The 23,020-nt window shown below is 68.4% G+C and carries 19 protein-coding genes; 10 read left to right on the top strand and 9 right to left on the bottom strand.

Annotated features, from left to right (window positions below):
- Positions 1 to 10: 10 nt before the first annotated feature.
- Positions 11 to 1,108: a MerR family transcriptional regulator gene (locus ACY34K_RS09190; protein WP_462745632.1), complete on the bottom strand. Its 1,098-nt coding sequence runs from the start codon at positions 1,106 to 1,108 to the stop codon at positions 11 to 13.
- Positions 1,109 to 1,405: 297 nt separating this feature from the next.
- On the opposite strand from ACY34K_RS09190, the gene ACY34K_RS09185 reads away from it, so the two are divergent.
- The gene (locus ACY34K_RS09185; protein WP_067385690.1) at positions 1,406 to 1,969 is read left to right on the top strand and encodes a dihydrofolate reductase family protein; all 564 of its coding nucleotides are present in this window, start codon (positions 1,406 to 1,408) and stop codon (positions 1,967 to 1,969) included.
- A 149-nt stretch (positions 1,970 to 2,118) separates the two neighbouring features.
- On the opposite strand, the gene dnaB is transcribed toward ACY34K_RS09185, so the two are convergent.
- Complete coding sequence (dnaB, locus tag ACY34K_RS09180; RefSeq protein ID WP_462745631.1) at positions 2,119 to 3,612, bottom strand: replicative DNA helicase; 1,494 nt, start codon at positions 3,610 to 3,612, stop codon at positions 2,119 to 2,121.
- A 425-nt stretch (positions 3,613 to 4,037) separates the two neighbouring features.
- On the opposite strand from dnaB, the gene ACY34K_RS09175 reads away from it, so the two are divergent.
- A complete protein-coding gene (locus tag ACY34K_RS09175) occupies positions 4,038 to 5,375 on the top strand; it encodes an MATE family efflux transporter (RefSeq protein ID WP_462745629.1) in 1,338 nt (445 codons plus the stop codon).
- Between the two features lie 153 nt (positions 5,376 to 5,528).
- Here the strand turns inward: ACY34K_RS09175 and rplI are convergent, their stop codons facing one another.
- The 4 genes from rplI to rpsF all read right to left on the bottom strand — a co-directional run bounded on the left by rplI (position 5,529) and on the right by rpsF (position 7,240).
- Positions 5,529 to 5,975, bottom strand: coding sequence for a 50S ribosomal protein L9 (gene rplI, locus ACY34K_RS09170; RefSeq protein WP_462745628.1), 447 nt, complete (start codon positions 5,973 to 5,975; stop codon positions 5,529 to 5,531).
- 18 nt (positions 5,976 to 5,993) lie between these two features.
- Complete coding sequence (rpsR, locus tag ACY34K_RS09165) at positions 5,994 to 6,230, bottom strand: 30S ribosomal protein S18 (protein WP_005315025.1); 237 nt, start codon at positions 6,228 to 6,230, stop codon at positions 5,994 to 5,996.
- Between the two features lie 69 nt (positions 6,231 to 6,299).
- Entirely contained in the window at positions 6,300 to 6,875 is a 576-nt protein-coding gene (locus ACY34K_RS09160; RefSeq protein WP_462745627.1) for a single-stranded DNA-binding protein, read from the bottom strand.
- A 74-nt stretch (positions 6,876 to 6,949) separates the two neighbouring features.
- Positions 6,950 to 7,240, bottom strand: a complete 291-nt coding sequence (gene rpsF / locus ACY34K_RS09155) for a 30S ribosomal protein S6 (protein ID WP_004950685.1) — start codon at positions 7,238 to 7,240, stop codon at positions 6,950 to 6,952.
- A gap of 272 nt (positions 7,241 to 7,512) precedes the next feature.
- On the opposite strand from rpsF, the gene ACY34K_RS09150 reads away from it, so the two are divergent.
- The 3 genes from ACY34K_RS09150 (at position 7,513) to ACY34K_RS09140 (ending at position 10,151) form a co-directional block, all read left to right on the top strand.
- Positions 7,513 to 7,827, top strand: a complete 315-nt coding sequence (locus ACY34K_RS09150) for a hypothetical protein (RefSeq protein WP_462745626.1) — start codon at positions 7,513 to 7,515, stop codon at positions 7,825 to 7,827.
- A gap of 109 nt (positions 7,828 to 7,936) precedes the next feature.
- Positions 7,937 to 9,055 carry a lipid II:glycine glycyltransferase FemX gene (locus ACY34K_RS09145; protein ID WP_462745625.1) on the top strand — a complete coding sequence of 373 codons (1,119 nt, stop codon included), beginning with the start codon at positions 7,937 to 7,939 and terminating at the stop codon, positions 9,053 to 9,055.
- Between the two features lie 64 nt (positions 9,056 to 9,119).
- Positions 9,120 to 10,151, top strand: coding sequence for an alanine racemase (locus ACY34K_RS09140; protein ID WP_462745624.1), 1,032 nt, complete (start codon positions 9,120 to 9,122; stop codon positions 10,149 to 10,151).
- Between the two features lie 128 nt (positions 10,152 to 10,279).
- Here the strand turns inward: ACY34K_RS09140 and ACY34K_RS09135 are convergent, their stop codons facing one another.
- Together ACY34K_RS09135 and ACY34K_RS09130 are read right to left on the bottom strand one after the other, a co-directional pair.
- Entirely contained in the window at positions 10,280 to 11,761 is a 1,482-nt protein-coding gene (locus ACY34K_RS09135; protein ID WP_462745623.1) for a glycosyltransferase family 87 protein, read from the bottom strand.
- Positions 11,762 to 11,932: 171 nt separating this feature from the next.
- Positions 11,933 to 14,671 carry a transglycosylase domain-containing protein gene (locus ACY34K_RS09130; RefSeq protein ID WP_462745622.1) on the bottom strand — a complete coding sequence of 913 codons (2,739 nt, stop codon included), beginning with the start codon at positions 14,669 to 14,671 and terminating at the stop codon, positions 11,933 to 11,935.
- A 361-nt stretch (positions 14,672 to 15,032) separates the two neighbouring features.
- On the opposite strand from ACY34K_RS09130, the gene ACY34K_RS09125 reads away from it, so the two are divergent.
- The 4 genes from ACY34K_RS09125 to ACY34K_RS09110 all read left to right on the top strand — a co-directional run bounded on the left by ACY34K_RS09125 (position 15,033) and on the right by ACY34K_RS09110 (position 18,948).
- Positions 15,033 to 15,716 carry a PadR family transcriptional regulator gene (locus tag ACY34K_RS09125; protein ID WP_462745621.1) on the top strand — a complete coding sequence of 228 codons (684 nt, stop codon included), beginning with the start codon at positions 15,033 to 15,035 and terminating at the stop codon, positions 15,714 to 15,716.
- Between the two features lie 49 nt (positions 15,717 to 15,765).
- Positions 15,766 to 16,848, top strand: coding sequence for an inositol-3-phosphate synthase (locus ACY34K_RS09120; protein ID WP_462745620.1), 1,083 nt, complete (start codon positions 15,766 to 15,768; stop codon positions 16,846 to 16,848).
- A gap of 149 nt (positions 16,849 to 16,997) precedes the next feature.
- Complete coding sequence (locus ACY34K_RS09115; protein WP_462745619.1) at positions 16,998 to 18,266, top strand: MFS transporter; 1,269 nt, start codon at positions 16,998 to 17,000, stop codon at positions 18,264 to 18,266.
- Positions 18,267 to 18,618: 352 nt separating this feature from the next.
- Positions 18,619 to 18,948: an LppU/SCO3897 family protein gene (locus ACY34K_RS09110; protein ID WP_462745618.1), complete on the top strand. Its 330-nt coding sequence runs from the start codon at positions 18,619 to 18,621 to the stop codon at positions 18,946 to 18,948.
- A 105-nt stretch (positions 18,949 to 19,053) separates the two neighbouring features.
- Here ACY34K_RS09110 and ACY34K_RS09105 read toward each other — a convergent pair whose 3' ends face one another.
- Complete coding sequence (locus ACY34K_RS09105; protein WP_462745617.1) at positions 19,054 to 20,520, bottom strand: CCA tRNA nucleotidyltransferase; 1,467 nt, start codon at positions 20,518 to 20,520, stop codon at positions 19,054 to 19,056.
- A gap of 205 nt (positions 20,521 to 20,725) precedes the next feature.
- Here ACY34K_RS09105 and ACY34K_RS09100 point away from each other — a divergent pair, with 205 nt between their 5' ends.
- Positions 20,726 to 23,011, top strand: coding sequence for a DUF6049 family protein (locus tag ACY34K_RS09100; RefSeq protein WP_462745615.1), 2,286 nt, complete (start codon positions 20,726 to 20,728; stop codon positions 23,009 to 23,011).
- Positions 23,012 to 23,020: the final 9 nt, after the last annotated feature.

Raw genomic sequence — 23,020 nt, 5'->3', positions numbered from 1 at the left:
TCGCTCTCCTTCACGAAGTGCTGGTGGTCGTGTCGCGAACCGGCATGACGAGCGTGGTGAAACTGCCCTGGTCCGCGGAGCGGACGACGACCGGCCGGTCGGCCGCGGAGATCTCCAGCAGCACGTCGGGGCCGACGCTCGCCTCCACCGCGGGCACGAGGACGTCCGGGTCGAACGCGAGGCGCAGGGCCGGGCCGGTGCGGACGGCGGGCAGCGCCTGGTCGGCTTGGCCGCGGCGGGCCACCCACAAGGACCCGTCGTCGGTGTGCAGGGCGACCGGGCCGTCTCCCGCGGCCCCGACGAGAGCGTCCCGCAGGGCCTCCCGGCCGGTGATCACACGGCTTCGTACGGGCGGAAGACCGTCCAGGGCCGTCCGGTAGGAGGGGTACACCCCCTCCGCGGCAGGCAGAGTCCAGCTGGTGTGACCACCGCTGACGCGGCCGCTACGACCTTCGCCGTCGACCTCGACGAGGACGTCCGGCAGGACCGGCACCCGGGCCCCGATGTCCTTCAGTACGGTGGCGTCGACGAGCAGCCGGCCCGGCCCTCCGCCGTGTGCCGCCGGTCGCAGACCGCGTACGGCCAGGCGGTACCGGTCGGTGGCGATCAACCGCATTTCCTGGCCCGCGAGTTCGAGCAGCACACACCCGAGCGCGGGGAACGACTCGCGCGCGGGCGGCGGCGCCACGGCGGGCGCCACCTGGCGCACCGCACTGGACAGCTCCGCTCCCCCGACCCGGGCCCATGCCCCGGTGCCCGCCTGTGTCCGGCCCGGCAAGCCGTGCAGGAGTTCCTCGATCGCCGCCTGGGCCGCGGCCGCGGTGTCCCGCGTCCTGCGGGCATGCTCTTCGAGCACCGAACGGGCTTCCTCATGGCTTCCGTCGAGCACCGCTGAGGCGTCGGTCAGCGGCAGGCCCGCCTCCCGCAGCCGCCGCACCAGACGTGCACGTGCCTCCTGATGGGGGGCGTAGTAGCGATACCCCGTGGTGTCGTCCACGTGGGCGGGCCGCAGCACTCCGCAGTCGTCGTAGAACCGCAGGGCACTCGGCGCGAGCCCGACTCGCCGGGCGAAGGCGCCGATGCTCAGCAGCGCTTCGGTGTCGTCCATGAGCGCGATTGTGGATGTTCAAGCAGCTTGAAGGTCAAAGCACCGTCTCGGGCGAGCGCCTGGAGGGTCTCGCCGCCGATGACATGTCGATCTTCTGTGACCTGCTGGTTCTCCGTTGTCTCACCGCGTGGCATCCAAGATCAGTCTCAGTGCCATTTCCTCCGCGGAGCATGAGGCGGCGGCTGAGCCACCGAGCACGAGGACTACATGCGAGCCCAGATCGGGCACCGATGAGTTTCCCGCGCCGCGCCGGTCCGTACGCGTGAGACCAGGACCGACTCACGGAAGGCTGGCGCCATGCGGAAACTGATCTACGGCATGAACCTGACCCTGGACGGCTACATCGCGGCGCCCGGCGACGACATCGGCTGGAGCGTGCCGAGCGACGAGCTGTTCCAGTTTTGGTCCGACCAGTTGCAGGCGACCGACCTGTCGCTGTACGGGCGCAAGCTGTGGCAGACGATGAGCTCCTACTGGCCGACCGGCGACCAGCAGCCCAACGCCACCCCGGCGGAGATCGAGTTCGCGCGCCGCTGGCGGGACATGTCGAAGGTGGTGTTCTCCTCGACGATCGACAAGGTCGACTGGAACACCCGCCTGGTCACCGGCGACGCGGTCGCCGAGATCACCCGGCTCAAGGCCGAGGACGGCGGCCCGATGGACATCGGCGGCGCGACGCTCGCCGGGGCGGCCATGCGGGCCGGGCTGATTGACGAGTACGTGCTGGCCACCGCGCCGGTCCTGGTGGGCGGCGGCACGCCGTTCTTCACCGCGCTGGACAGCTGGGTGAACCTGAACCTGGTGGAGACGCGAACGCTTCCCTGCGGCGTGATCCTGACCAGGTACGAGACGAGGCGCTGAGCGTTCGTTCGGGATGCGCGACGGATCCGGCCTGTCCGAACAGATGACGGGCTCGACCTGGGGATCTCACGTAGGTGGCACAAGTGCCAACCTGGTGCCATTGCAGGTGGGACTGTGCCGCGAGATCCTGGACCCTACAGCGCCGGCGATCAGGTCTGTGCCATGTCCACGAAGCGCGAGTAGTGGCCCTGGAAGGCCACGGTGATGGTCGCCGTGGGGCCGTTACGGTGCTTCGCGACGATCAGGTCCGCCTCGCCCGCGCGGGGCGACTCCTTCTCGTAGGCGTCCTCGCGGTGCAACAGGATCACCATGTCGGCGTCCTGCTCGATGGAGCCGGATTCACGCAGGTCCGAGACCATCGGCTTCTTGTCGGTGCGCTGCTCGGGGCCTCGGTTCAGCTGCGACAGAGCGATGACCGGGATCTCCAGCTCCTTGGCGAGCAGCTTCAGGTTTCGCGACATGTCGGAGACTTCCTGCTGTCGGCTCTCGGCCCGCTTGGAGCCACCGGACTGCATCAGCTGCAGATAGTCGATCACGACGAGCTTGAGGTTGTTCCGCTGCTTCAGCCGACGGCACTTGGCACGGATCTCCATCATCGACAGGTTGGGGGAATCGTCGATGTAGAGCGGGGCCTGCGAGACATCCGGCATGCGCCGGGCGAGCCGCGTCCAGTCCTCGTCCGTCATCGTTCCCGAGCGCATGTGGTGCAGCGCCACCCGGGCCTCCGCCGACAACAGACGCATGGCGATCTCGTTGCGGCCCATTTCGAGGGAGAAGATCACGCTCGGCAGGTTGTGCTTGATGGAGCAGGCCCGCGCGAAGTCCAGCGCGAGCGTCGACTTACCCATGGCGGGACGGGCCGCGATGACGATCATCTGACCCGGGTGCAGGCCATTGGTGAGCGAGTCGAAGTCGGTGAAGCCGGTCGGTACACCGGTCATCTCACCACTGCGGGAGCCGATGGCCTCGATCTCGTCGAGCGCGCCCTCCATGATGTCGCCCAGCGGCAGATAGTCCTCGCTGGTGCGCTGCTCGGTGACCGCGTAGATCTCCGCCTGTGCGGAGTTCACGATCTCGTCGACGTCGCCGTCGGCGGCGTACCCCATCTGCGTGATCTTGGTACCGGCCTCCACGAGCCGGCGCAGGACGGCCCGCTCGTGGACGATCTCCGCGTAGTACGACGCGTTCGCGGCGGTCGGCACCGACTGGACGAGCGTGTGGAGGTAGGAGGCGCCACCGACGCGGTTGATCTCCCCGCGCTTGGTCAGCTCGGCGCCCACCGTGATCGGGTCGGCGGGCTCGCCCTTGGCGTAGAGGTCGAGGATCGCCTGGTAGACGGTCTCATGAGCGGGCCGGTAGAAGTCATGGCCCTTGAGGATCTCCACGACGTCGGCGATGGCGTCCTTGGAGAGGAGCATGCCGCCCAGCACCGACTGTTCGGCGTCGAGGTCCTGCGGAGGCACCCGCTCGAAGCCGCCGGCCCCGCTGTCCCAGGGGCCGCTGTCGCTGCCCCTGTCGTGCTGGTCCTCACGGCCCCTGCCGCGGCCCCGGCCGTCGCCATTGCGCTGACGGGTGACGGGCAGGCGGTCACCGGGTCCCGCGTCGGCGGCCCAGGGGTCGTCCAAGGGCTCGGGGATGCTCACCGGCCCACCTCCTCCCGTCCGCTCCGCGGACCCTCGCCGTGCCACTCTTTCTACGGCACGACACTGACAAAGCGAGAGGCTCAACTCCGCTTTTGGCGCGTCGAGCGCCGGACCACGGTAGGCCCGCGGGCACCGTCAGCCAATCTGGTTATCCACAGGGGCTGTGGGTGAAGGGCCAGATGCTGTGGAGAACCGCGCCCAACCTGTGCACGGACCGGGGGACAGTGGTGTGGACAAACTCATAGCCGATCAATCAAACCGCGCGTGACCTGCGACTTTTCCATCCACGGGCTGTGCAGGAGAAAAACTTCCCCAGCTGGATCAAGATCAGAACAAACGGCGCACACCCCAGGGGTCAACCCGATGATCGGTAAGGACCCCAATGCCATTGCATCTCTTACCTGTGGAAGATTAGATTTGCCCTCATGAGCCACGCCCCGGCGCCCCCCAAGAGCGTCCACCGCCGACACGACCGCGAGATCATCGCACTCGCCGTCCCGGCCTTCGGAGCACTCGTCGCAGAGCCGCTCTTCCTCATGGTCGACAGCGCCGTGGTCGGCCACCTCGGTACGCCGCAACTGGCCGGTCTCGGCATCGCGGCCGCACTGCTCACCACCGCCGTGAGCGTCTTCGTCTTCCTCGCCTATGCCACCACGGCGGCCGTGGCTCGCCGGGTCGGCGCGGGCGACCTCCCGGCCGCCATCCGCCAGGGTATGGACGGTATCTGGCTCGCCCTGCTGCTCGGCGTGGCGGTGGTGGCCGTCACCCTGCCCACCGCACCCTGGCTGATCGAGGCCTTCGGCGCCTCCGCCACAGCCGCCCCGTACGCCACGACGTATCTGCGCATATCCGGTCTCGGCATACCCGCGATGCTCGTGGTGCTCGCCGCCACCGGCGTCCTGCGCGGCCTCCAGGACACCAAGACCCCCCTCTATGTAGCCATTGCCGGCTTCACCGCCAACGCGGCGCTCAACGTGGGCCTCGTCTACGGCGCCGGCCTCGGCATCGCCGGCTCCGCCTGGGGCACGGTCATCGCTCAGTGCGGCATGGCCGCCGCCTACCTCTTCGTTGTTGTCCGCGGAGCCCGTCGTCACGGTGCCTCACTGCGCCCCGACGCCGCAGGCATAAGGGCCAGCGCCCAGGCCGGGGTCCCCTTGCTGGTGCGTACGCTTTCCCTGCGCGCCGTCCTGATGATCGCGACCGCGGTCGCCGCGCGGCTCGGGGACGCCGAGGTCGCCGCTCACCAGATCATCCTGTCCCTGTGGAGTTTGATGGCCTTCGCGCTCGACGCGATCGCCATCGCCGGGCAGGCGATCATCGGCCGCTATCTGGGGGCCGACGACGCCGACGGCGCCCGGCAGGTCTGCCGTCGCATGGTCCAGTGGGGCATCGTTTCCGGGCTGGTGCTCGGCGCGCTGATCGTTCTGGCCCGCCCGCTGTTCATCCCGTTGTTCACCGACGACGGGACCGTGCAGGACACGCTTCTTCCCGCGCTGCTGGTGGTGGCACTGTCGCAGCCCATCGCAGGTGTGGTGTTCGTCCTGGACGGCGTCCTGATGGGCGCCGGCGACGGCCCTTACCTCGCCGGCGCCATGGTGGTCACCCTGGTCGTCTTCGCACCCGTCGCCCTGCTCATACCGGTGCTGGGCGGCGGGCTGACCGCTCTCTGGTGGGCCATGGCCTTGATGATGGCGACCAGGATGATCACCCTGTGGCTGCGGATGCGGTCGGGCCGGTGGGTGGTCACAGGAGCCACCCGCTGAGGCCGTGTTTCACGTGAAACACGACAAGCCCCGGGCGGCCCGACGCCGGTGTACAACGACGAAGGCCCTACGACAAAGAGCAACAACGACGAAGAGTGCAACAACGAAGGGCCGCATCCGGGGATGCGGCCCTTCGTCGTAATGAAGCAGCGCTTAGGCGGCGACGACCTCGACGCCGAACTTCGCGGCAACCTCGGGGTGCAGACGCACGGACACCTGGTGCGAGCCCAGGGTCTTGATCGGCGAACCGAGCTCGACACGGCGCTTGTCGACCTCCGGGCCACCCGCGGACTTGATCGCCGCAGCGATGTCGGCCGGGGTCACGGAACCGAAGAGACGGCCGGCGTCGCCGGAGCGAACGGCCAGGCGCACCTTGACGCCCTCGAGCTGGGCCTTGACCTCGTTGGCCTGCTCGATGGTCGCGATCTCGTGGATCTTGCGGGCGCGGCGGATCTGCGCCACGTCCTTCTCGCCACCCTTGGTCCAGCGGATCGCGAAACCGCGCGGGACCAGGTAGTTGCGAGCGTAGCCGTCCTTGACGTCGACGACGTCGCCGGCGGTGCCGAGGCCGGAGACCTCGTGGGTGAGGATGATCTTCATGTTTCGGTCACCCTTCCCTTATCGCGCGGTGGACGTGTAGGGCAGCAGCGCCATCTCACGGCTGTTCTTGACGGCCGTGGCGACGTCACGCTGGTGCTGCGTGCAGTTGCCGGTCACGCGACGGGCACGGATCTTGCCGCGGTCGGAAATGAACTTCCGCAGCATGTTCGTGTCCTTGTAGTCCACGTACGCGGTCTTGTCCTTGCAGAATGCGCAGACCTTCTTCTTCGGCTTGCGCACAGGCGGCTTCGCCATGGTGTATCTCCTGTGTGATCAAGAAGTGGGGGTACGAGCTGCCCCCGGGGATCCCTTGGAGGGGACTCCCTAGAAGGGGGGCTCGTCCGAGTAGCCGCCGCCGGAGCTGCCGCCCCAGCCGCCTCCGCCGCCGCCCTGCTGCTGGCCGCCGGCCGGCGCGCTGGTCGCCCACGGGTCGTCGGCGGGAGCACCGCCGCCACCCTGCTGGCCACCACCCGGGGCTCCGCCCCAGTTGCCGCCGCCCTGCTGGCCACCGCCGTAGCCGCCCTGGCCGCCGCGACCCGTGGTCTTGGTGACCTTGGCCGTGGCGTTCTTGAGGCTGGGGCCGACTTCCTCGACGTCCAGCTCGAAGACCGTGCGCTTGACGCCCTCGCGGTCCTCGTAGGACCGCTGCTTCAGCCGGCCCTGCACGACGACGCGCATGCCTCGCTGGAGCGACTCGGCGACGTTCTCCGCCGCCTGGCGCCAGACCGAGCAGGTCAGGAACAGGCTCTCGCCGTCCTTCCACTCATTGGTCTGACGGTCGAAGGTGCGGGGAGTGGACGCGACGCGGAACTTCGCGACCGCCGCACCGGACGGGGTGAAGCGCAGCTCGGGGTCGTCGACAAGATTGCCGACGACCGTGATGACGGTCTCGCCTGCCATGGGGAACCTCTCGGCGGGATTGCTGCTGGCTGCTTACTGCTACTCGGACCCGATGACCTCTGAGCGAAAAATGCTCAGTGGGTCTCGGGACGGAGGACCTTGGTCCGGAGGACCGACTCGTTCAGGTTCATCTGGCGGTCGAGCTCCTTGACGACCGCAGGCTCGGCCTGCAGGTCGATGACCGAGTAGATGCCCTCGGGCTTCTTCTTGATCTCGTAAGCGAGACGACGACGGCCCCAGGTGTCGACCTTCTCCACCTTTCCGTTGCCCTCACGGACGACGGAGAGGAAGTTCTCGATCAGCGGGGAGACAGCGCGCTCCTCGAGATCGGGGTCGAGGATGACCATCACCTCGTAGTGACGCATGTGGAACCCACCTCCTTTGGACTCAGCGGCCACGGTCGTTCCGTGGCAGGAGGGTCGTGATGCGTTGGCAACGGTATCGGCCGCCACTGACAATCCCCTCGGTTCCCCGAAGTTCCTGTTCTGGGCCCGGGCAGACACCGGTGCAGACCGTACAGAGTACCCGCACACCCGCTTCCGGTTGAAATCCGGCGGCGGGGGGACGCAATCTGTACACATCGGGTGTGTGCGGCGCTACAGTGCGCCGCCTTCCAGGCACAGCCAGGAGGTGCCTCATGGCTCAGGCATTTCAGCGTCATCCCACCTCGTCCCTCTTCGCCACGGACGGCAAGCCCCATCCGGTCCCGGACACGCTCATGGCCGTCACCCTGGTCCTGGGCGCCCTGGCCTTCATCACGGCGCAGTTCCACGACCTTCACCTGCTCAGCTCCTGGGCGGGGCTGATCGGGATCATCACGGGCGGGTACGGCCAGTTCGTCTCGGAGACCACGCGTGAACGCACCCTCCTGATCATCGGGCTGGGCGCTTCGGCGATCGGTTTCGGCCTCGGTATGGCGCACGGCGGCCTCTTCGGCGGTGTGCTCGGCTAGCCGCTCCTGGCGTACGGCCAGCCGGGGCGCCCCTCGGTGCCAGTAGGCTTCGGCGCGAGAGCCGGAGCCCCTGTACCCATGGGGACACACCTGCCGAGGAGCGCCCCGCATGAGCCTGACCCTGAGGACCATCAGCCGAGAGCAGCATCTGGCGTACATCCAGAGTCTGCCCGCGGCGAGTCATTGCCAGGTCCCGGCATGGGCTGATGTGAAGACCGAGTGGCGCTCGGAGAACCTGGGCTGGTTCGACAAGAACGGCGAGCTGGTCGGTGCCGGCCTGGTGCTGTACCGCCAGCTGCCCAAGATCAAGCGCTACCTCGCCTATCTGCCCGAGGGCCCGGTGATCAACTGGTACGCGCCGAACCTGGACGACTGGCTGCAGCCGATGCTGGCGCACCTGAAGAACCAGGGCGCCTTCTCCGTGAAGATGGGCCCGCCGGTCGTCATCCGCCGCTGGGACGCTGCCGCGATCAAGGGCGGCATCCAGGACCCGGACGTCAAGCGGCTGCGTGATGTGGAGGCGTCGTACATCGAGCCGCGCGCCTTCGAGGTGTCGGACCGGCTGCGCAAGATGGGCTGGCAGCAGGGCGAGGACGGTGGCGCCGGCTTCGGCGACGTCCAGCCCCGCTACGTCTTCCAGGTGCCGCTGGCGAACCGTTCACTCGACGATGTCCTCAAGGGCTTCAACCAGCTGTGGCGGCGCAACATCAAGAAGGCCGAGAAGGCCGGCGTCGAGGTCGTCCAGGGCGGCTACGAGGACCTGGCCGAATGGCAGCGGCTGTACGAGATCACCGCCGTCCGCGACCGGTTCCGGCCGCGCCCCCTGTCGTACTTCCAGCGCATGTGGACCGTCCTCAACAACGAGGACCCCAACCGCATGCGGCTGTACTTCGCGCGCCACAACGGTGTGAACCTCTCCGCGGCCACGATGCTCGTGGTCGGCGGGCACGTCTGGTACTCCTACGGCGCCTCCGACAACATCGGCCGCGAGGTCCGGCCCTCGAACGCCATGCAGTGGCGCATGCTGCGCGACGCCTACGCCATGGGCGCGACCGTCTACGACCTGCGTGGCATCTCCGACTCGCTCGACGAGACCGACCACCTCTTCGGCCTCATCCAGTTCAAGGTCGGCACGGGCGGCGAGGCCGTCGAGTACATCGGCGAGTGGGACTTCCCGCTCAACAAGCTGCTGCACAAGGCGCTCGACATCTACATGTCACGCCGCTGACGGTTCCGTAGTCTCGTACACACCTCCGATTCACCGCAGCCACCAGAAAGGTTCCGGGCCGGCCATGGCGCTCTCCCTTTATGTCGACACCGCTCGCTGGCGGGCGCACCAGAATTCCGTGATCGACCGGTTCCCGGGCCTGGTGCCGGTCTGCAAGGGCAACGGATACGGCTTCGGCCACGAGCGGCTCTCCGAGGAGGCGGCCCGCTTCGGCGCCGACATGCTGGCGGTCGGCACGACGTACGAAGCGGCCCGGATCAAGGACTGGTTCAGCGGCGACCTGCTGGTCCTGACGCCGTTCCGGCGGGGCGAGGAGCCCGTACCGCTGCCGGACCGGGTGATCCGCTCCGTGTCGTCCGTGGACGGCGTCCACGCCCTGGTCGGCGCCCGTGTCGTCATCGAGTGCATGAGCTCGATGAAGCGGCACGGCATCGGTGAGCACGAGCTCGGCCAGCTGCACGCGGCCATCGAGGACGTACGCCTGGAGGGCTTCGCCCTGCACCTCCCACTGGACCGCACCGACGGCACCGACGCCGTCGAGGAGGTCATCGGCTGGATGGACCGTCTGCGGGCCGCCCGGCTGCCGCTGCACACCATGTTCGTCAGCCATCTGAAGGCCGAGGAGCAGACGCGGCTCCAGCAGCAGTTCCCGCAGACCCGGTTCCGGGCCCGGATCGGCACGCGGCTCTGGCTGGGCGACCACGAGGCCACCGAGTACCGGGGCTCCGTCCTGGACGTCACCCGGGTCACCAAGGGCGACCGCTTCGGCTACCGCCAGCAGAAGGCCGCGTCGGACGGCTGGCTGGTGGTCGTGGCCGGCGGCACCTCGCACGGCGTGGGCCTGGAGGCCCCCAAGGCGATGCACGGCGTGATGCCGCGCGCCAAGGGCGTGGCCCGCGCGGGCCTGGCGACGGTCAACCGCAACCTTTCGCCGTTCGTCTGGGCGGGCAAGCAGCGCTGGTTCGCGGAGCCCCCGCACATGCAGGTGTCGATCCTGTTCGTGCCGGGCGACGCGCAGGAGCCGAAGGTCGGCGACGAACTGGTGGCCCATCTGCGGCACACCACCACGCAGTTCGACCGCCTCGTCGAGCGCTAGGGAGTTCCGCACTCCCGGGGCCGCCACCGGCCCGCGCCGAGGCCGGGCCGGCGTGACGTGCCCCGGCCGGCGTGTTGAGGCCCGGCCGGCGTGACGAGGGGCGGCCGGCGTGACGAGGGGCGGCCGGCTCACTCCCGTACGACGCCCCACTCCACACGCGGCCCCTCGACCGCGTGTGCGGCGTGCTGCGGCGGGTGCGCGGCCCGTCCGAGGACGAAGACGTCGTCGGCACCGTCCAGGACGCCACCGGACGGGTCGTCCGATCCGTCCCGCCGCACGCCGTCCCGCTCGGGCAGCAGGATGTCCCGGACGATCATGGCGCACAGGAACAGCGTCCCGGCCAGGTGCAGGGCGATCGCGAACTGGTACCCCTCCGGCGGCAGCCCCTGCTTGTTCCCGCTCGTGGTGTACGCGAGGTACATCCAGATGCCCAGGAAGTACAGGACCTCGCAGCCCTGCCAGACCAGGAAGTCCCGCCAGCGGGGCCGGGCGAGGGCGGCGAGCGGGATCAGCCACAGGACGTACTGCGGCGAGTAGACCTTGTTGGTGAGGATGAACGCCGCCACCACCAGGAACGCCAGCTGGGCGAACCGGGGCCGGCGCGGCGCCGTGAGCGCCAGCGCGGCGATCCCCGCACAGGCCAGCACCATCAGCAGGATCGCGTAGGTGTTGACCGCCTCGACCTCGATGTTCTCGCCGGTGCGCTGCGTGATGATCAGCCAGAAGGAACCGAAGTCGACGGTCCGTTCCTGGCTGAACGCGTAGAACTTCTTCCAGCCTTCCGGGGCCAGCAGCATCACCGGCACGTTGACCAGGAGCCATGAGCCGGCCGTGCCCAGCAGCGCGGCGCCGAACTCCCGCCACTTCCAGGCTCGCCAGCACAGCATCAGCAGAGGCCCGAGCAGCAGGACGGGATAGAGCTTGGCGGCTGTGGCGAGGCCCAGCAGGATGCCGAAGGCGAGCGAGCGCCCGCGGGACCACATCAGCATGGCGGCGGCGGTCAGCGCGACGGCCAGCAGATCCCAGTTGATCGTGGCCGTCAGCGCGAGGGCGGGCGCCAGGGCCACGAGCAGGGCGTCCCAGGGACGGCGCCGGTGGGTGCGGGCCACGCACACCGCGAGAACGACGGCACAGATCATCAGCATGCCGGCGTTGATCATCCAGTACATCTGCTCGCGGTGCTGCAGATCGCCGCCGCCGGGCGAGATCCAGGACGCGACCTGCATGAACAGGCCGGTCAGCACCGGGTACTCCAAGTACTCCATGTCGCCGGAGAGCCGGTCGAAGTAGGGGATCAGCCCCTCCGAGAAGCCGCGCCCGAGGAAGAGGTGCGGGATGTCGGAGTAGCAGGCGTGGGTGTACTGCGAGCTGGTGCCCCGGAACCATGCCCAGTTGTAGCAGGGGATCTTCTGCACCATGCCCAGCGCGAACATACCGATCACGACCAGCGCCACCACCCTGACGGGTGTGAGCGGACTGCTGCCCAGCCGCGCCCAGCGCCCGATGGGGCCACCGATCAGCTCACTTCCCGCGGCCGCGACCTCGTCCCGCCGGGTCGGGGGCACGACGGGCAGGTCCTGGTGCGCGCTCGTCTTGTGTGGGCTCGGCATGGGGACATCCTGCCGTACGGGCCTGTGGATCTGTGCGGCCTGTGGACAACCACGGACGCGCAGGGTCTCGGAAGGGGCGCGGAGGTACCGGCGGACGACCCCGTGGACAAACGGCGAGGGCCGCCGTGCCCCGCGTGACGCGGGGCACGGCGGCCCTCGGTGCCTCGTGCGCTAACCGTCCGTTCCGCCGAACCAGCTACCGCCGTTTCCATTGCCGTTGCCATTGCCACTGGTGGTGCCCGCTGTTGATGGCGACGGACTGGTGGTGATGTCTCCGGTCGTGCCCCCGTCGATCTCCCCACCCGTCGTGTCGGTACCACCGGTGTCGGTGCCACCGTTCTGCTGGCCACCATTGGTGTCGTTGCAGTCCCAGTCGAACGGATCACAGGACTGGCCCGGCTTGGGGCTCTTGGACGGCGGCGTCTGCGACGGCGTCTGGGACGGCGTCTGCGACGACGGCGTGTCCGAGGGGGTGTCGGACGGCGTCGGCTTCGGGCTCGCGGCTCCGCCGCCGAACCAGCCCTCGGCGTCCAGGTCCTCCGGCTCGTCGAACCGCTCGACCTTCTCGCCCTCGAGCGTCGCCGACATGTACCTCTGCCAGATCTCGGACGGGAACGACGAACCGTGGATCTTGTCCTGATCACCGGTGCCGTACATCTCGAGGAACTTGCGGTCCTTGTTGTCCGCGTTGTCGTCCATCCGGTACATGTCGATGGCGGTGGACAGCTGCGGGGTGTACCCCACGAACCAGGCGGACTTGTTGCCGTCGGTGGTACCGGTCTTGCCGGCCACGTCACGACCCGGGATACGGGCGTTCTTACCGGTGCCCTCGGGGTCCTCGACGACGTCCCGCAGCACATCGGTCACGTTCGTGGCGACGGCCTTGGAGAACGCGGACTTGGACTGGGTCTCGTGCTTGTAGACCGTCTGGCCGTCGCGCTTCACCTCACGGACCGAGAACGGGTCCTGCTGCTCGCCGTTGGCCGCGAAGGTGGCGTACGCACCGGCCATGCGAATGGCGCTCGGGGACGAGATGCCCAGCGAGAAGGCGGGCACGTTCGCCTTGCTGAGGCTGTTCTCCCGCAGACCGGCGTCGACGGCGGCCTCCCTGACCTTGTCGATGCCCACGTCCATGCCCAGCTGGACGAACGGGGAGTTCGCCGAGTGGATCATCGCCTCGCGGAGGTTGATGTTCTTGTAGCTCTCCTGACCGTCGTTGGTCTGGAGCCACTCCTTGCCGTTCTCGTCCTGCCAGACGCTGCCGTCGTACTGCTTGATCTTCAGCTTGTTCTTGCCGTTGTAGATCGTCTTGTCGGGGTCGATCCGGGTCCGCTCGTCCGGCCCCTGCACCTCGCCGCCGTTCGGGTCGCGGACACCGTCACGCATCGCCGCGGCCAGTACGAACGGCTTGAAGGTCGACCCGACCTGGGCACCGGTCTGGTCCGCGTTGTTGGTGAAGTGCTTGGTGGCGTCGGAACCACCGTAGACGGCGACGATCTCGCCGTTCTTCGGGTTGACCGAGGCGCCACCGAACTGGACGTGCGTATCCGTGTCCGGGCGCTTCTTGGGATCGATGTTGGCGTTGTAGACCTTCGTGACGGCCTTCTCGAGGTCCTTGGTCCTCTCCCGGTCGAACGTCGTGTAGATCTGGAAGCCGCCCTTGGAGAGGTCCTCCGCCGTGATCCCCCGGTCGTTGTTGTTGATGAAGTACGCCTTGGCGAGGTCCACCAGGTAGCCGACCTGACCGCCGAGCGTCGCGGCCTTCTTCGGCGGCAGCGGCTTCGGGAACTTGGTCATCGTGGCGCGCTGCGCGGCGTCGAGGTGCCCGTCCTTCACCATCTCGTCGAGGATCCACTGCCAGCGCTTCGTGGCCCGCTCGGTGTTGCCCTTGGGCGTGGCGTCGGGGTCGATCTCGGTCGCGCCGGCGGGGTCGTAGTAGGTCGAGCCCTTGAGCAGCGTGGCGAGGAACGCGCACTGGCTGGCGTTCAGGGCCTTGGCGTCCTTGTTGTAGTACGTGCGCGCGGCGGCCTGGATGCCGTACGCGCCGCGGCCGTAGTACGACGTGTTCAGGTAGCCCGCCATGATGTCCGGCTTGCTGACCTCGTTGCCGACCTTGATGGAGATGAAGAGTTCCTTGAACTTACGGGTCAGCGTCTGCGACTGGTCGTTGAGCCGGTTGTTCTTCACGTACTGCTGGGTGATGGTCGAGCCACCCTGCGTCTGACCGCCCCGCGCCATGTTGAACAGGGCACGGCCGATGCCCATGGGGTCGATGCCGGAGTCGGTCTCGAAGGTCTTGTTCTCCGCCGAGATCACCGCGTACCGCATCTCCTCCGGGATGTCGGCATACGGAATGATCTGGCGGTTGATCTCGCCACCGGTCGCGGCCATCTGCTTGCCGTCGGCCCAGTAGTAGACGTTGTTCTGCGCCGTGGCGGCTTCGTCCGGGTTCGGGACCTCCACCATGGCGTACGCGATCGTCGCCGCGCCCATGAGCGAGGCGGCGAAGGCCAGGAAGAGCCCGCTCACGAGCTTCCAGGAGGGCACCCAGCGGCGCCACCCGTACTTGCCGTGGCGCGGGTAGTCGATCAGCCGCTTCTTGCCGGGGCGTCCGCCTCGGCCGGCACCGCCGTCGTGGCCCCCGGCTCCGCGGCGTCCTCCGCCGGGGCCGCCGGGGCCGCCCGCTCCGGCGCCCTCGGCACCGCGTCGGCGTCCGCCGCGCTGTGCGGCACGGCGGGCCTCGGCGCGGCCCCCGTACGGGCGCTCCTCTCCATACGCGTCGGAAGGGGACCCGGTACCGGCCCCCCTCGCCTGAGCCGCCCGGCGGCCCTGCGGCTGCTGTGCGGCTCGCCTGGCCGCGGCACGTCCGCCACCCTGCGGCTGTGGCGGTTTGCGACGGTGCTCGCTCATCGAACGACTACTCCTCGGGCAGGCGAGTACGCCTGGAAGCGGCAGCTGAGTTCCGGTCCCCCCGAAATGGATACGGACATGCCCCATGCAGGGCTCATCCGCAATGCACCCAGGACGAGGACGCCCCCTGACGTCACACGGTTCCCGGTGGTCTGCATGCCGCACAGACTACGCACGGTCAAAACCTGCCTAGTACGGAACTTCACCCCAAATCAGGCAAGTCGTTTACTGCGAATTGACTATGTGACGCCGTTCACCATCGCCCCACTTGTCGCAACAGGACGGCCGTTCTATCGTCGGGATGTATCGAGTCGATACATCAGGGTGGCATAAGCGACGTCGAGGGCGGAGGAGGCGACCATTGAGCAGGCGCTCCGGCATCCTCGAGTTCGCTGTCCTCGGACTGCTCCGTGAAGCCCCGATGCACGGGTACGAGCTGCGCAAGCGGCTCAACACTTCGCTGGGGATCTTCCGGGCCTTCAGCTACGGGACCCTCTACCCCTGCCTGAAGACGCTGGTCGCCAACGGCTGGTTGATCGAGGAACCGGGCAGCGCGCCCGAGGACGCCCTCGCCGCCTCGCTCGCGGGGCGCCGGGCCAAGATCGTCTATCGGTTGACGGCGGAGGGCAAGGAGCACTTCGAGGAGCTCCTCTCCCACACCGGCCCCGATACCTGGGAGGACGAGCACTTCGCCGCCCGCTTCGCGTTCTTCGGGCAGACCGAGCGCGAGGTGCGGATGCGGGTGCTCGAAGGCCGCCGCAGCCGCCTGGAGGAGCGTCTGGAGAAGATGCGCGCCTCCCTGGCCCGTACGCGCGAGCGCCTGGACGACTACACGCTTGAGCTCCAGCGACACGGAATGGAGTCCGTGGAGCGCGAAGTGCGCTGGCTGAACGAGCTCATCGAGAGCGAGCGTGCGGGACGGGATCAGCGACGATCCGCGCCCGACGGCTCCGCTCAGCAGGACAACACATCTGGAGAAACGGGCGGCCTGCCCCGGCACGGGGGCAGTACCCGGCCGGATCCGTCCGACGACACCGCCAAGTGAGGCCCTGCGACCTGCAGGGCTTCGAGAGATCACACAGGGAGCAACCGGAATGGGTTCGGTTCGCGTAGCCATCGTCGGCGTGGGCAACTGCGCCGCCTCGCTGGTGCAGGGCGTCGAGTACTACAAGGACGCCGACCCGGCGGGCAAGGTGCCGGGTCTGATGCACGTCCAGTTCGGGGAGTACCACGTCCGGGACGTCGAGTTCGTGGCCGCCTTCGACGTGGACGCGAAGAAGGTCGGTCTGGACCTCGCGGACGCCATCGGCGCCAGCGAGAACAACACCATCAAGATCTGCGACGTGCCGAGCACCGGCGTGACCGTCCAGCGCGGCCACACCCTCGACGGTCTGGGCAAGTACTACCGCCAGACCATCGAGGAGTCGGCCGAGGCCCCGGTCGACGTCGTCCAGGTCCTCAAGGACAAGCAGGTCGACGTCCTCGTCTGCTACCTGCCGGTCGGTTCCGAGGACGCCGCGAAGTTCTACGCGCAGTGCGCCATCGACGCCAAGGTCGCCTTCGTCAATGCCCTCCCGGTCTTCATCGCCGGCACCAAGGAGTGGGCGGACAAGTTCACCGAGGCCGGCGTCCCGATCGTCGGTGACGACATCAAGTCGCAGGTCGGCGCCACCATCACGCACCGCGTCATGGCCAAGCTGTTCGAGGACCGGGGTGTCGTCCTGGACCGCACGATGCAGCTGAACGTCGGCGGCAACATGGACTTCAAGAACATGCTCGAGCGCGAGCGCCTGGAGTCCAAGAAGATCTCCAAGACGCAGGCCGTCACCTCCCAGATCCCGGACCGGGACCTCGGCGAGAACAACGTCCACATCGGCCCGTCCGACTACGTGGCCTGGCTGGACGACCGCAAGTGGGCCTACGTCCGCCTCGAGGGCCGCGCCTTCGGTGACGTCCCGCTGAACCTGGAGTACAAGCTCGAGGTCTGGGACTCCCCGAACTCGGCCGGTGTCATCATCGACGCCCTGCGCGCCGCGAAGATCGCCAAGGACCGCGGCATCGGCGGCCCGATCCTCTCCGCGTCCTCGTACTTCATGAAGTCCCCGCCGGTGCAGTACTTCGACGACGAGGCCCGCGCGAGCGTCGAGAAGTTCATCAAGGGCGAGGTCGAGCGCTAGGCACTTCTTCTGGATCAGGCCGGGCCGGTGAGCGCGCCAGGGCTCGCGAGCCCGGCGAGATCCGAAAGCAACGCCCTGGAGCCCGCCGCTCCTCGGAGGTCCCCGTGGCATCTGCCCGGGGACCTTCGCCGTATGTGACCCTTGCTGCCATGCCCGTCGTACGTGATCTGCGCGTACTCCTGCGCCTGACGCACTTCCGCCGCCTGCTCGCCGTAAGGGTGCTCTCCCAGGCCGCCGACGGCGTCTATCAGATCGCCCTGGCCACGTACGTCGTCTTCTCGCCCGAGAAGCAGACCTCTCCCGCGGCCATCGCCTCGGCGATGGCCGTACTGCTGCTGCCGTACTCGTTCGTCGGTCCCTTCGCGGGCGTGCTGCTCGACCGCTGGCAGCGCCGCCAGGTCTTCCTCTACGGGAACCTCCTGCGTGCCCTCCTCGCGGGATGCACCGCGCTGCTGATCCTCGCCTCCGTACCGACATGGCTCCTCTACGCGTCCGCCCTGACCGTCACCGCGGTCAATCGCTTCGTGCTGTCGGGACTGTCGGCCGCGCTGCCCAGGGTCGTGGACCGGGACCGGCTCGTGATGGCCAACTCCCTGTCCCCCACGGCCGGCACTCTCGCCGCGACCGCGGGCGGGGGACTCGCCTTCGTCGTCCGGCTGGTGGCCGACGACTCCGACGCCGCCGTGGTGCTTCTCGGCGCGGTGCTCTACCTGTGTTCGGCCCTCGCCTCCCTGCGCATGGGGCGGGAGCTCCTCGGGCCCGACCCGGATCTGCTGCAGCCCCGGCTCAGCGCCGCACTCGCCTCCACGACTCGCGGCCTGGTCGAGGGTCTCCGCCACCTGGCGGAGCGACGGCCGGCCTCACGGGCGCTGGCCGCCATGACGGTGACGCGGTTCTGCTACGGCGCCCTGACAGTGACGGTGCTGATGCTCTGCCGCTACGCCTGGAGCTCCACGGAGAGGGAGGGCCTGGCGCTGCTGGGGCTCGCTCTGGGCTTCTCCGCCGCCGGCTTCTTCGCCGCGGCCGTACTCACGCCCTGGGTGGTCGGGCGGCTCGGCCAGTACGGCTGGATGACGGTGTGCGCCGGTTCCGCGGCCCTTCTGGTGCCCGCCCTGGGACTGCCCTTCGCGCCTGTACCGATGCTGGTCGCCGCGTTCGTGCTGGGCCTGACGAGCCAGGGCACGAAGATCGCCACGGACACGGCCGTGCAGACCACCGTGGACGACGCCTATCGGGGGCGCGTCTTCTCGCTCTACGACGTGCTCTACAACGCCGCCTTCGTCGGCGCCGCCGGCGTCGCCGCCCTGATGCTGCCGCCCGACGGCCGCTCCACGGTGCTGGTCGTCATGGTCTCGGTGCTGTACGCCGCCACTGCCGTGATGCTGCTGCGTTGGAGGCGCATCGGCGGCTTGCTATAGCGTGCTCGCGTCAAAAAGACGTTCACACGCCACACGGGGGACTCCCAGAATGACGTATCCGCCCCAGCAAGGCCCCGGCTCGTACGGGCACCCCGACCCGTACGCGCAGCAGCCGCCCCAGCAATACCCGCCCGGGCAGCCGTATCCGCCGCAGCAGGGTCCGGGCTATGGATACCCGCAGCAACAGCCCTACCCCCCACAGCAGGGACAGCCTCCGTACGGCGCTCCCCATCAGGGACAGCCTCCCTATGGTGCTCCGCAGCAGCCTTATCCGCCGCAGCAGCAGATGCAGCCGCCGCCTCCGCAGCAGTGGTCGGCTCCTGCCCCGCCGCCACCGCCGGCTCGCGGTGGCATGGGCTTCAAGAAGATCATCAAGATCGTCGGTGTGGTGCTCGCACTCATAGCCTGCGCGGTGTTCTGGTTCCTCGGCCGGGACGACGCGGATCAGGCAGAGGCCGGTGACTGCATGAAGAACAACGGCACACAGCTGGACCCGGACCTCCAGGTCGTGGATTGCGGCGGCGCGGACGCCAAGTACAAGGTCGTCGAGGTCATCCCCGACACGCTCGACCGTGACCGCTGCCAGGGCAAGTCCGACATCGGCTACGCGGAGCAGACGCGAGGCTCCCGACGCAGCTCGGGCAAGCAGTTCGTCCTCTGCATCAACGAAATCAAGAAGTAGCCGAGCACGTCGAAGGGGCGATGTTTCACGTGAAACATCACCCCTTCGCTCATGCCGCACAGCACCGGGTGCCTTGTTTCACGTGAAACAAGGCACCCGGAAGCGTCAGTCCTGCTTCGCCCACCATTCCTTCAGCGCGGCGACAGCGGCGTCGTGCTCCATGGGCCCGTTCTCCAGGCGCAGCTCCAGCAGGTACTTGTACGCCTTGCCGACAGCCGGCCCGGGGCGGATCCCGAGGATCTCCTGGATCTGGTTGCCGTCCAGGTCGGGCCGGATCGCGTCCAGCTCCTCCTGCTCCTGGAGCTGGGCGATGCGCTCCTCCAGACCGTCATACGCCCGCGACAGGGCAGAGGCCTTGCGCTTGTTGCGCGTGGTGCAGTCCGAGCGCGTCAGCTTGTGCAGACGGGTGAGTAGCGGACCGGCGTCACGCACATAGCGGCGCACGGCCGAGTCGGTCCACTCGCCGGTGCCGTATCCGTGGAAGCGCAGGTGCAGCTCCACGAGGCGGGACACGTCCTTGACCATGTCGTTGGAGTACTTGAGAGCGGTCATCCGCTTCTTGGTCATCTTCGCTCCCACCACCTCGTGGTGGTGGAAGGAGACACGGCCGTCCGACTCGAAGCGCCGGGTACGAGGCTTGCCGATGTCGTGCAGCAGTGCCGCCAGCCTGAGGACCAGATCGGGGCCCTCCTCTTCGAGCGCGATCGCCTGCTCCAGCACGATCAGGGAGTGCTCGTACACATCCTTGTGCCGGTGGTGCTCATCGCTCTCCAGGCGCAGGGCTGGCAGCTCGGGCAGTACGTGCTCGGCGAGACCCGTGTCGACGAGCAGCCCGAGCCCCTTGCGCGGGTGCGCGGAGAGGAGAAGCTTGTTCAGCTCGTCCCGCACACGCTCGGCGGAGACGATCTCGATGCGGTCGGCCATTTCCTTCATGGCACTGACGACCTCGGGGGCGACCTCGAAGTCGAGCTGCGCCGCGAAGCGCGCGGCACGCATCATCCGCAGCGGATCGTCGGAGAAGGACTCCTGAGGCGTACCCGGGGTCCGCAGGACCCGCTCGGCCAGATCCTGGAGGCCGCCGTGCGGGTCGATGAACTCCTTCTCCGGCAGCGCGACCGCCATGGCGTTGACGGTGAAGTCACGGCGGACGAGGTCATCCTCGATCGAGTCGCCGTACGACACCTCGGGCTTGCGCGACGTCCGGTCGTACGCCTCCGACCGATACGTTGTGATCTCGATCTGGAAGCGCTGCACCCCGTCTCCGACGCGGCCGTCCTTCTGCAACCCGACGGTGCCGAACGCGATCCCGATCTCCCACACGGAGTCCGCCCACGGCCGGACGATCTTCAGTACGTCCTCGGGCCGGGCGTCGGTGGTGAAGTCCAGGTCATTGCCGAGCCGCCCGAGCAGCGCGTCCCGCACCGAGCCGCCGACCAGGGCAAGGCTGAACCCGGCCTTCTTGAAACGGCCGGCGAGATCGTCGGCGACGGGGGACACGCGCAGTAGTTCACTGACCGCGCGGCGTTGCACCTGGCTCAGTGCAGTCGTGTTGTCTTCGTTGGCGTTCGGCACAACAGAAAAGGGTACGTGCCCCGGCTCCCGCGGTCGTCCCCGTTTACGGCCGCCGGGGGGAGTCCGCACGGGCTGGGCTGCCGGCCGTCTCTCCGATCATGTGGAGCAGTGCGCGGCACTTAGGTCCGGCGCGCCTCGTTACCATGCGGGGACGCAGGAACCGACAACCACCAACGGCAACAGACGACGAGGGACGGGCGAGCGCGTGGCCGAGGCGGCAGACTTCCAGGGCAAGGATCCCTCTCCTGCCCGCCGATGGCTTCGACGCACGGTCACCGTGCTCACGAGCGTGCCGCTCCTGGCGGGTCTGCTGTACGTCCCGGCGGCCCCCTCCGCATCCGCCGATGAAGCCAAGGAAAGCGGCTCCGTCGATGTGTCTCTCGACACGCTCACACCGAGCGTCCCGGCCAAGGGAGACACGCTCACGATCAGCGGCACGGTGACCAACGAAGGCAAGGAGACCGTCAGCCAAGCGACGGTGGACCTTCGTCTCGGCTCCCGGCTGCCGAATCGGAACGCGATCGAGGAGACGTCGCGCCGCGACGGCCCCTCCCCGGGCACCGACGGTGCCGCTCTCGGCGGCCCGTACAGGTTCAAGATCCCGAAGCTGGCTTCAGGGTTCAGCGCGGACTTCAGCCTCGCCGTGCCGGTCGACAAGCTCGCGCTCGACGAGGACGGTGTCTACGAGCTCGGCGTCTCGCTCTCGGGCCGCACGCCGAGCGAACCGTACGACCAGATGCTGGGGATCGAGCGCACCCTGCTGCCCTGGCAGCCCGAGGCCACCGACAAGAAGACACAGCTCACCTATCTCTGGCCGCTGATCTCGTCGACCCATCTGTCCGCCGAGACCGGCTCCGACGATCAGCAGACCCCGGTCTTCCAGGACGACAAGCTGGCTGCCGAGCTCGCCCCCGGTGGCCGGCTGGAGCAGCTCGTCTCCCTCGGAGCGGAACTTCCCGTCACCTGGGTGATCGACCCGGACCTGCTCGCCACCGTCGACGCGATGACCAGGAATTACCAGGTCAAGGACGGAACGAACCAGGTCCCCGGCAAGAACCAGGCCGTGGCGAAACAGTGGCTGAGTGCGCTGGACAAGGCGGTACAGGGCCGCAAGGTCATCGCCCTGCCGTACGGCGACCCCGATCTGGCCTCCCTCGCCCACCGCGGCAAGGACGTCTCCGGTTCCCTCAGCCATCTGCAGCCGGCCACCGAAGTCGCCGAGACGACCGTCGAGACGATCCTCCATGTGAAGCCGTCCGTCGACTTCACCTGGCCGGTGGAGGGCGCGGTCGACCCGTCGATCGTCGATGTCGCGACTTCGGCCGGGGCCGACAAGGTGATCGCCCGCAGCGACAGCTTGCGCGACAATCTCCCCTACACCCCGAACGCCGCCCGCCCCATCGGCGGCGGCACCACGGCCGTCGTCTCCGACGCCGCACTGTCCACGGCCTTCGAGGGAGACATGACGAGGGCGGGCAATGCCACCCTCGCGGTCCAGAAGTTCCTCGCGCACACGCTGACCATCACCCAGCAGCAGCCCGGCAACCAGCGCAACATCGTCGTCGCCCCCCAGCGGATGCCGACCGCGATGCAGGCGCAGTCGATGGCCACCGCACTGCGCGCGCTGTCGGCCCAGCGCTGGTCACAGCCCGTCGACCTGATCGCGGCCGCCGCGGCCAAGCCCGACGACGACGCCACCACGAGCGTGCCCAGCGCCGGTCAGTACCCGGCCAAACTCCGCCGGCAGGAACTGCCCGTCCAGGCGTTCCAGGAGATGAAGACCACCCAGGAGACCCTGGACAACTTCAAGGTCATCCTGACTGCCCCGTACCGGGTGGTGACACCCTTCGGCAACGCGATCAACCGGGAGATGTCGGCCTCCTGGCGCGGCCGCCCGGAGCTTTCCGAGGCGTACCGGGGCAGCGTGCTCGGCTATCTCAGGAGCCTCACCACCGAGGTCCAGCTGATCGAGAAGTCGGACCTGACCCTGTCGGGACGCAGCGCGACGATCCCGGTGACCGTGCAGAACAAGCTGCTGCAGGGCGTCGACCACCTGGTCCTGCGGCTGACCTCTACGAAGCCGACCCGTCTGAAGCTCAACGACGACGACACCATCGCCGAGCAGCCGGTCAGGATCGACCGGGGCCACAGCCAGTCGGTGAAGTTCACGGCTTCCGCCGCGGCCAACGGCCCGGTGCCGATGACCGCCCAGTTGTACACGGAGGACGGCAAGCCGTACGGCAAGCCCATGCACTTCACCGTGAAGGTCTCGGAGATCACCCCGACGGTGATGCTCGTCATCGCCGGTGGTGTACTGCTCCTCGTCCTCGCCGGGATCAGGATGTACACCCAGCGCAAGCGGGCGGCAGCCCGCGAAGCCACCGGTACGGCGACGGAGAGCGACGATCCGGAGCAGCCGAGTGACCCTGCGCCGGACACCGGAGGCGAAAGCGCCGACCCGTCGGGCACGGGTGAGAAAGTGGACCGTTGAGCGATGTCG

This window comes from Streptomyces sp. STAM6 (genome assembly GCF_054963715.1).
The sequence above is the reverse complement of the archived record's forward strand: the minus strand, read 5'-3'. Positions and strand labels throughout refer to the sequence as shown.

What these genes read in the sequence shown, in the direction of transcription:
- ACY34K_RS09130 (WP_462745622.1), bottom strand. Translation starts at nt 14,671, where the DNA reads ATGAGCGAGCACCGTCGCAAACCGCCACAGCCGCAGGGTGGCGGACGT.
- ACY34K_RS09190 (WP_462745632.1), bottom strand. Translation starts at nt 1,108, where the DNA reads ATGGACGACACCGAAGCGCTGCTGAGCATCGGCGCCTTCGCCCGGCGA.
- rpsF (WP_004950685.1), bottom strand. Translation starts at nt 7,240, where the DNA reads ATGCGTCACTACGAGGTGATGGTCATCCTCGACCCCGATCTCGAGGAG.
- ACY34K_RS09175 (WP_462745629.1), top strand. Translation starts at nt 4,038, where the DNA reads ATGAGCCACGCCCCGGCGCCCCCCAAGAGCGTCCACCGCCGACACGAC.
- ACY34K_RS09115 (WP_462745619.1), top strand. Translation starts at nt 16,998, where the DNA reads ATGCCCGTCGTACGTGATCTGCGCGTACTCCTGCGCCTGACGCACTTC.
- ACY34K_RS09150 (WP_462745626.1), top strand. Translation starts at nt 7,513, where the DNA reads ATGGCTCAGGCATTTCAGCGTCATCCCACCTCGTCCCTCTTCGCCACG.
- ACY34K_RS09185 (WP_067385690.1), top strand. Translation starts at nt 1,406, where the DNA reads ATGCGGAAACTGATCTACGGCATGAACCTGACCCTGGACGGCTACATC.
- rplI (WP_462745628.1), bottom strand. Translation starts at nt 5,975, where the DNA reads ATGAAGATCATCCTCACCCACGAGGTCTCCGGCCTCGGCACCGCCGGC.
- ACY34K_RS09110 (WP_462745618.1), top strand. Translation starts at nt 18,619, where the DNA reads ATGGGCTTCAAGAAGATCATCAAGATCGTCGGTGTGGTGCTCGCACTC.
- ACY34K_RS09135 (WP_462745623.1), bottom strand. Translation starts at nt 11,761, where the DNA reads ATGCCGAGCCCACACAAGACGAGCGCGCACCAGGACCTGCCCGTCGTG.
- ACY34K_RS09145 (WP_462745625.1), top strand. Translation starts at nt 7,937, where the DNA reads ATGAGCCTGACCCTGAGGACCATCAGCCGAGAGCAGCATCTGGCGTAC.
- ACY34K_RS09120 (WP_462745620.1), top strand. Translation starts at nt 15,766, where the DNA reads ATGGGTTCGGTTCGCGTAGCCATCGTCGGCGTGGGCAACTGCGCCGCC.
- ACY34K_RS09160 (WP_462745627.1), bottom strand. Translation starts at nt 6,875, where the DNA reads ATGGCAGGCGAGACCGTCATCACGGTCGTCGGCAATCTTGTCGACGAC.
- ACY34K_RS09140 (WP_462745624.1), top strand. Translation starts at nt 9,120, where the DNA reads ATGGCGCTCTCCCTTTATGTCGACACCGCTCGCTGGCGGGCGCACCAG.
- rpsR (WP_005315025.1), bottom strand. Translation starts at nt 6,230, where the DNA reads ATGGCGAAGCCGCCTGTGCGCAAGCCGAAGAAGAAGGTCTGCGCATTC.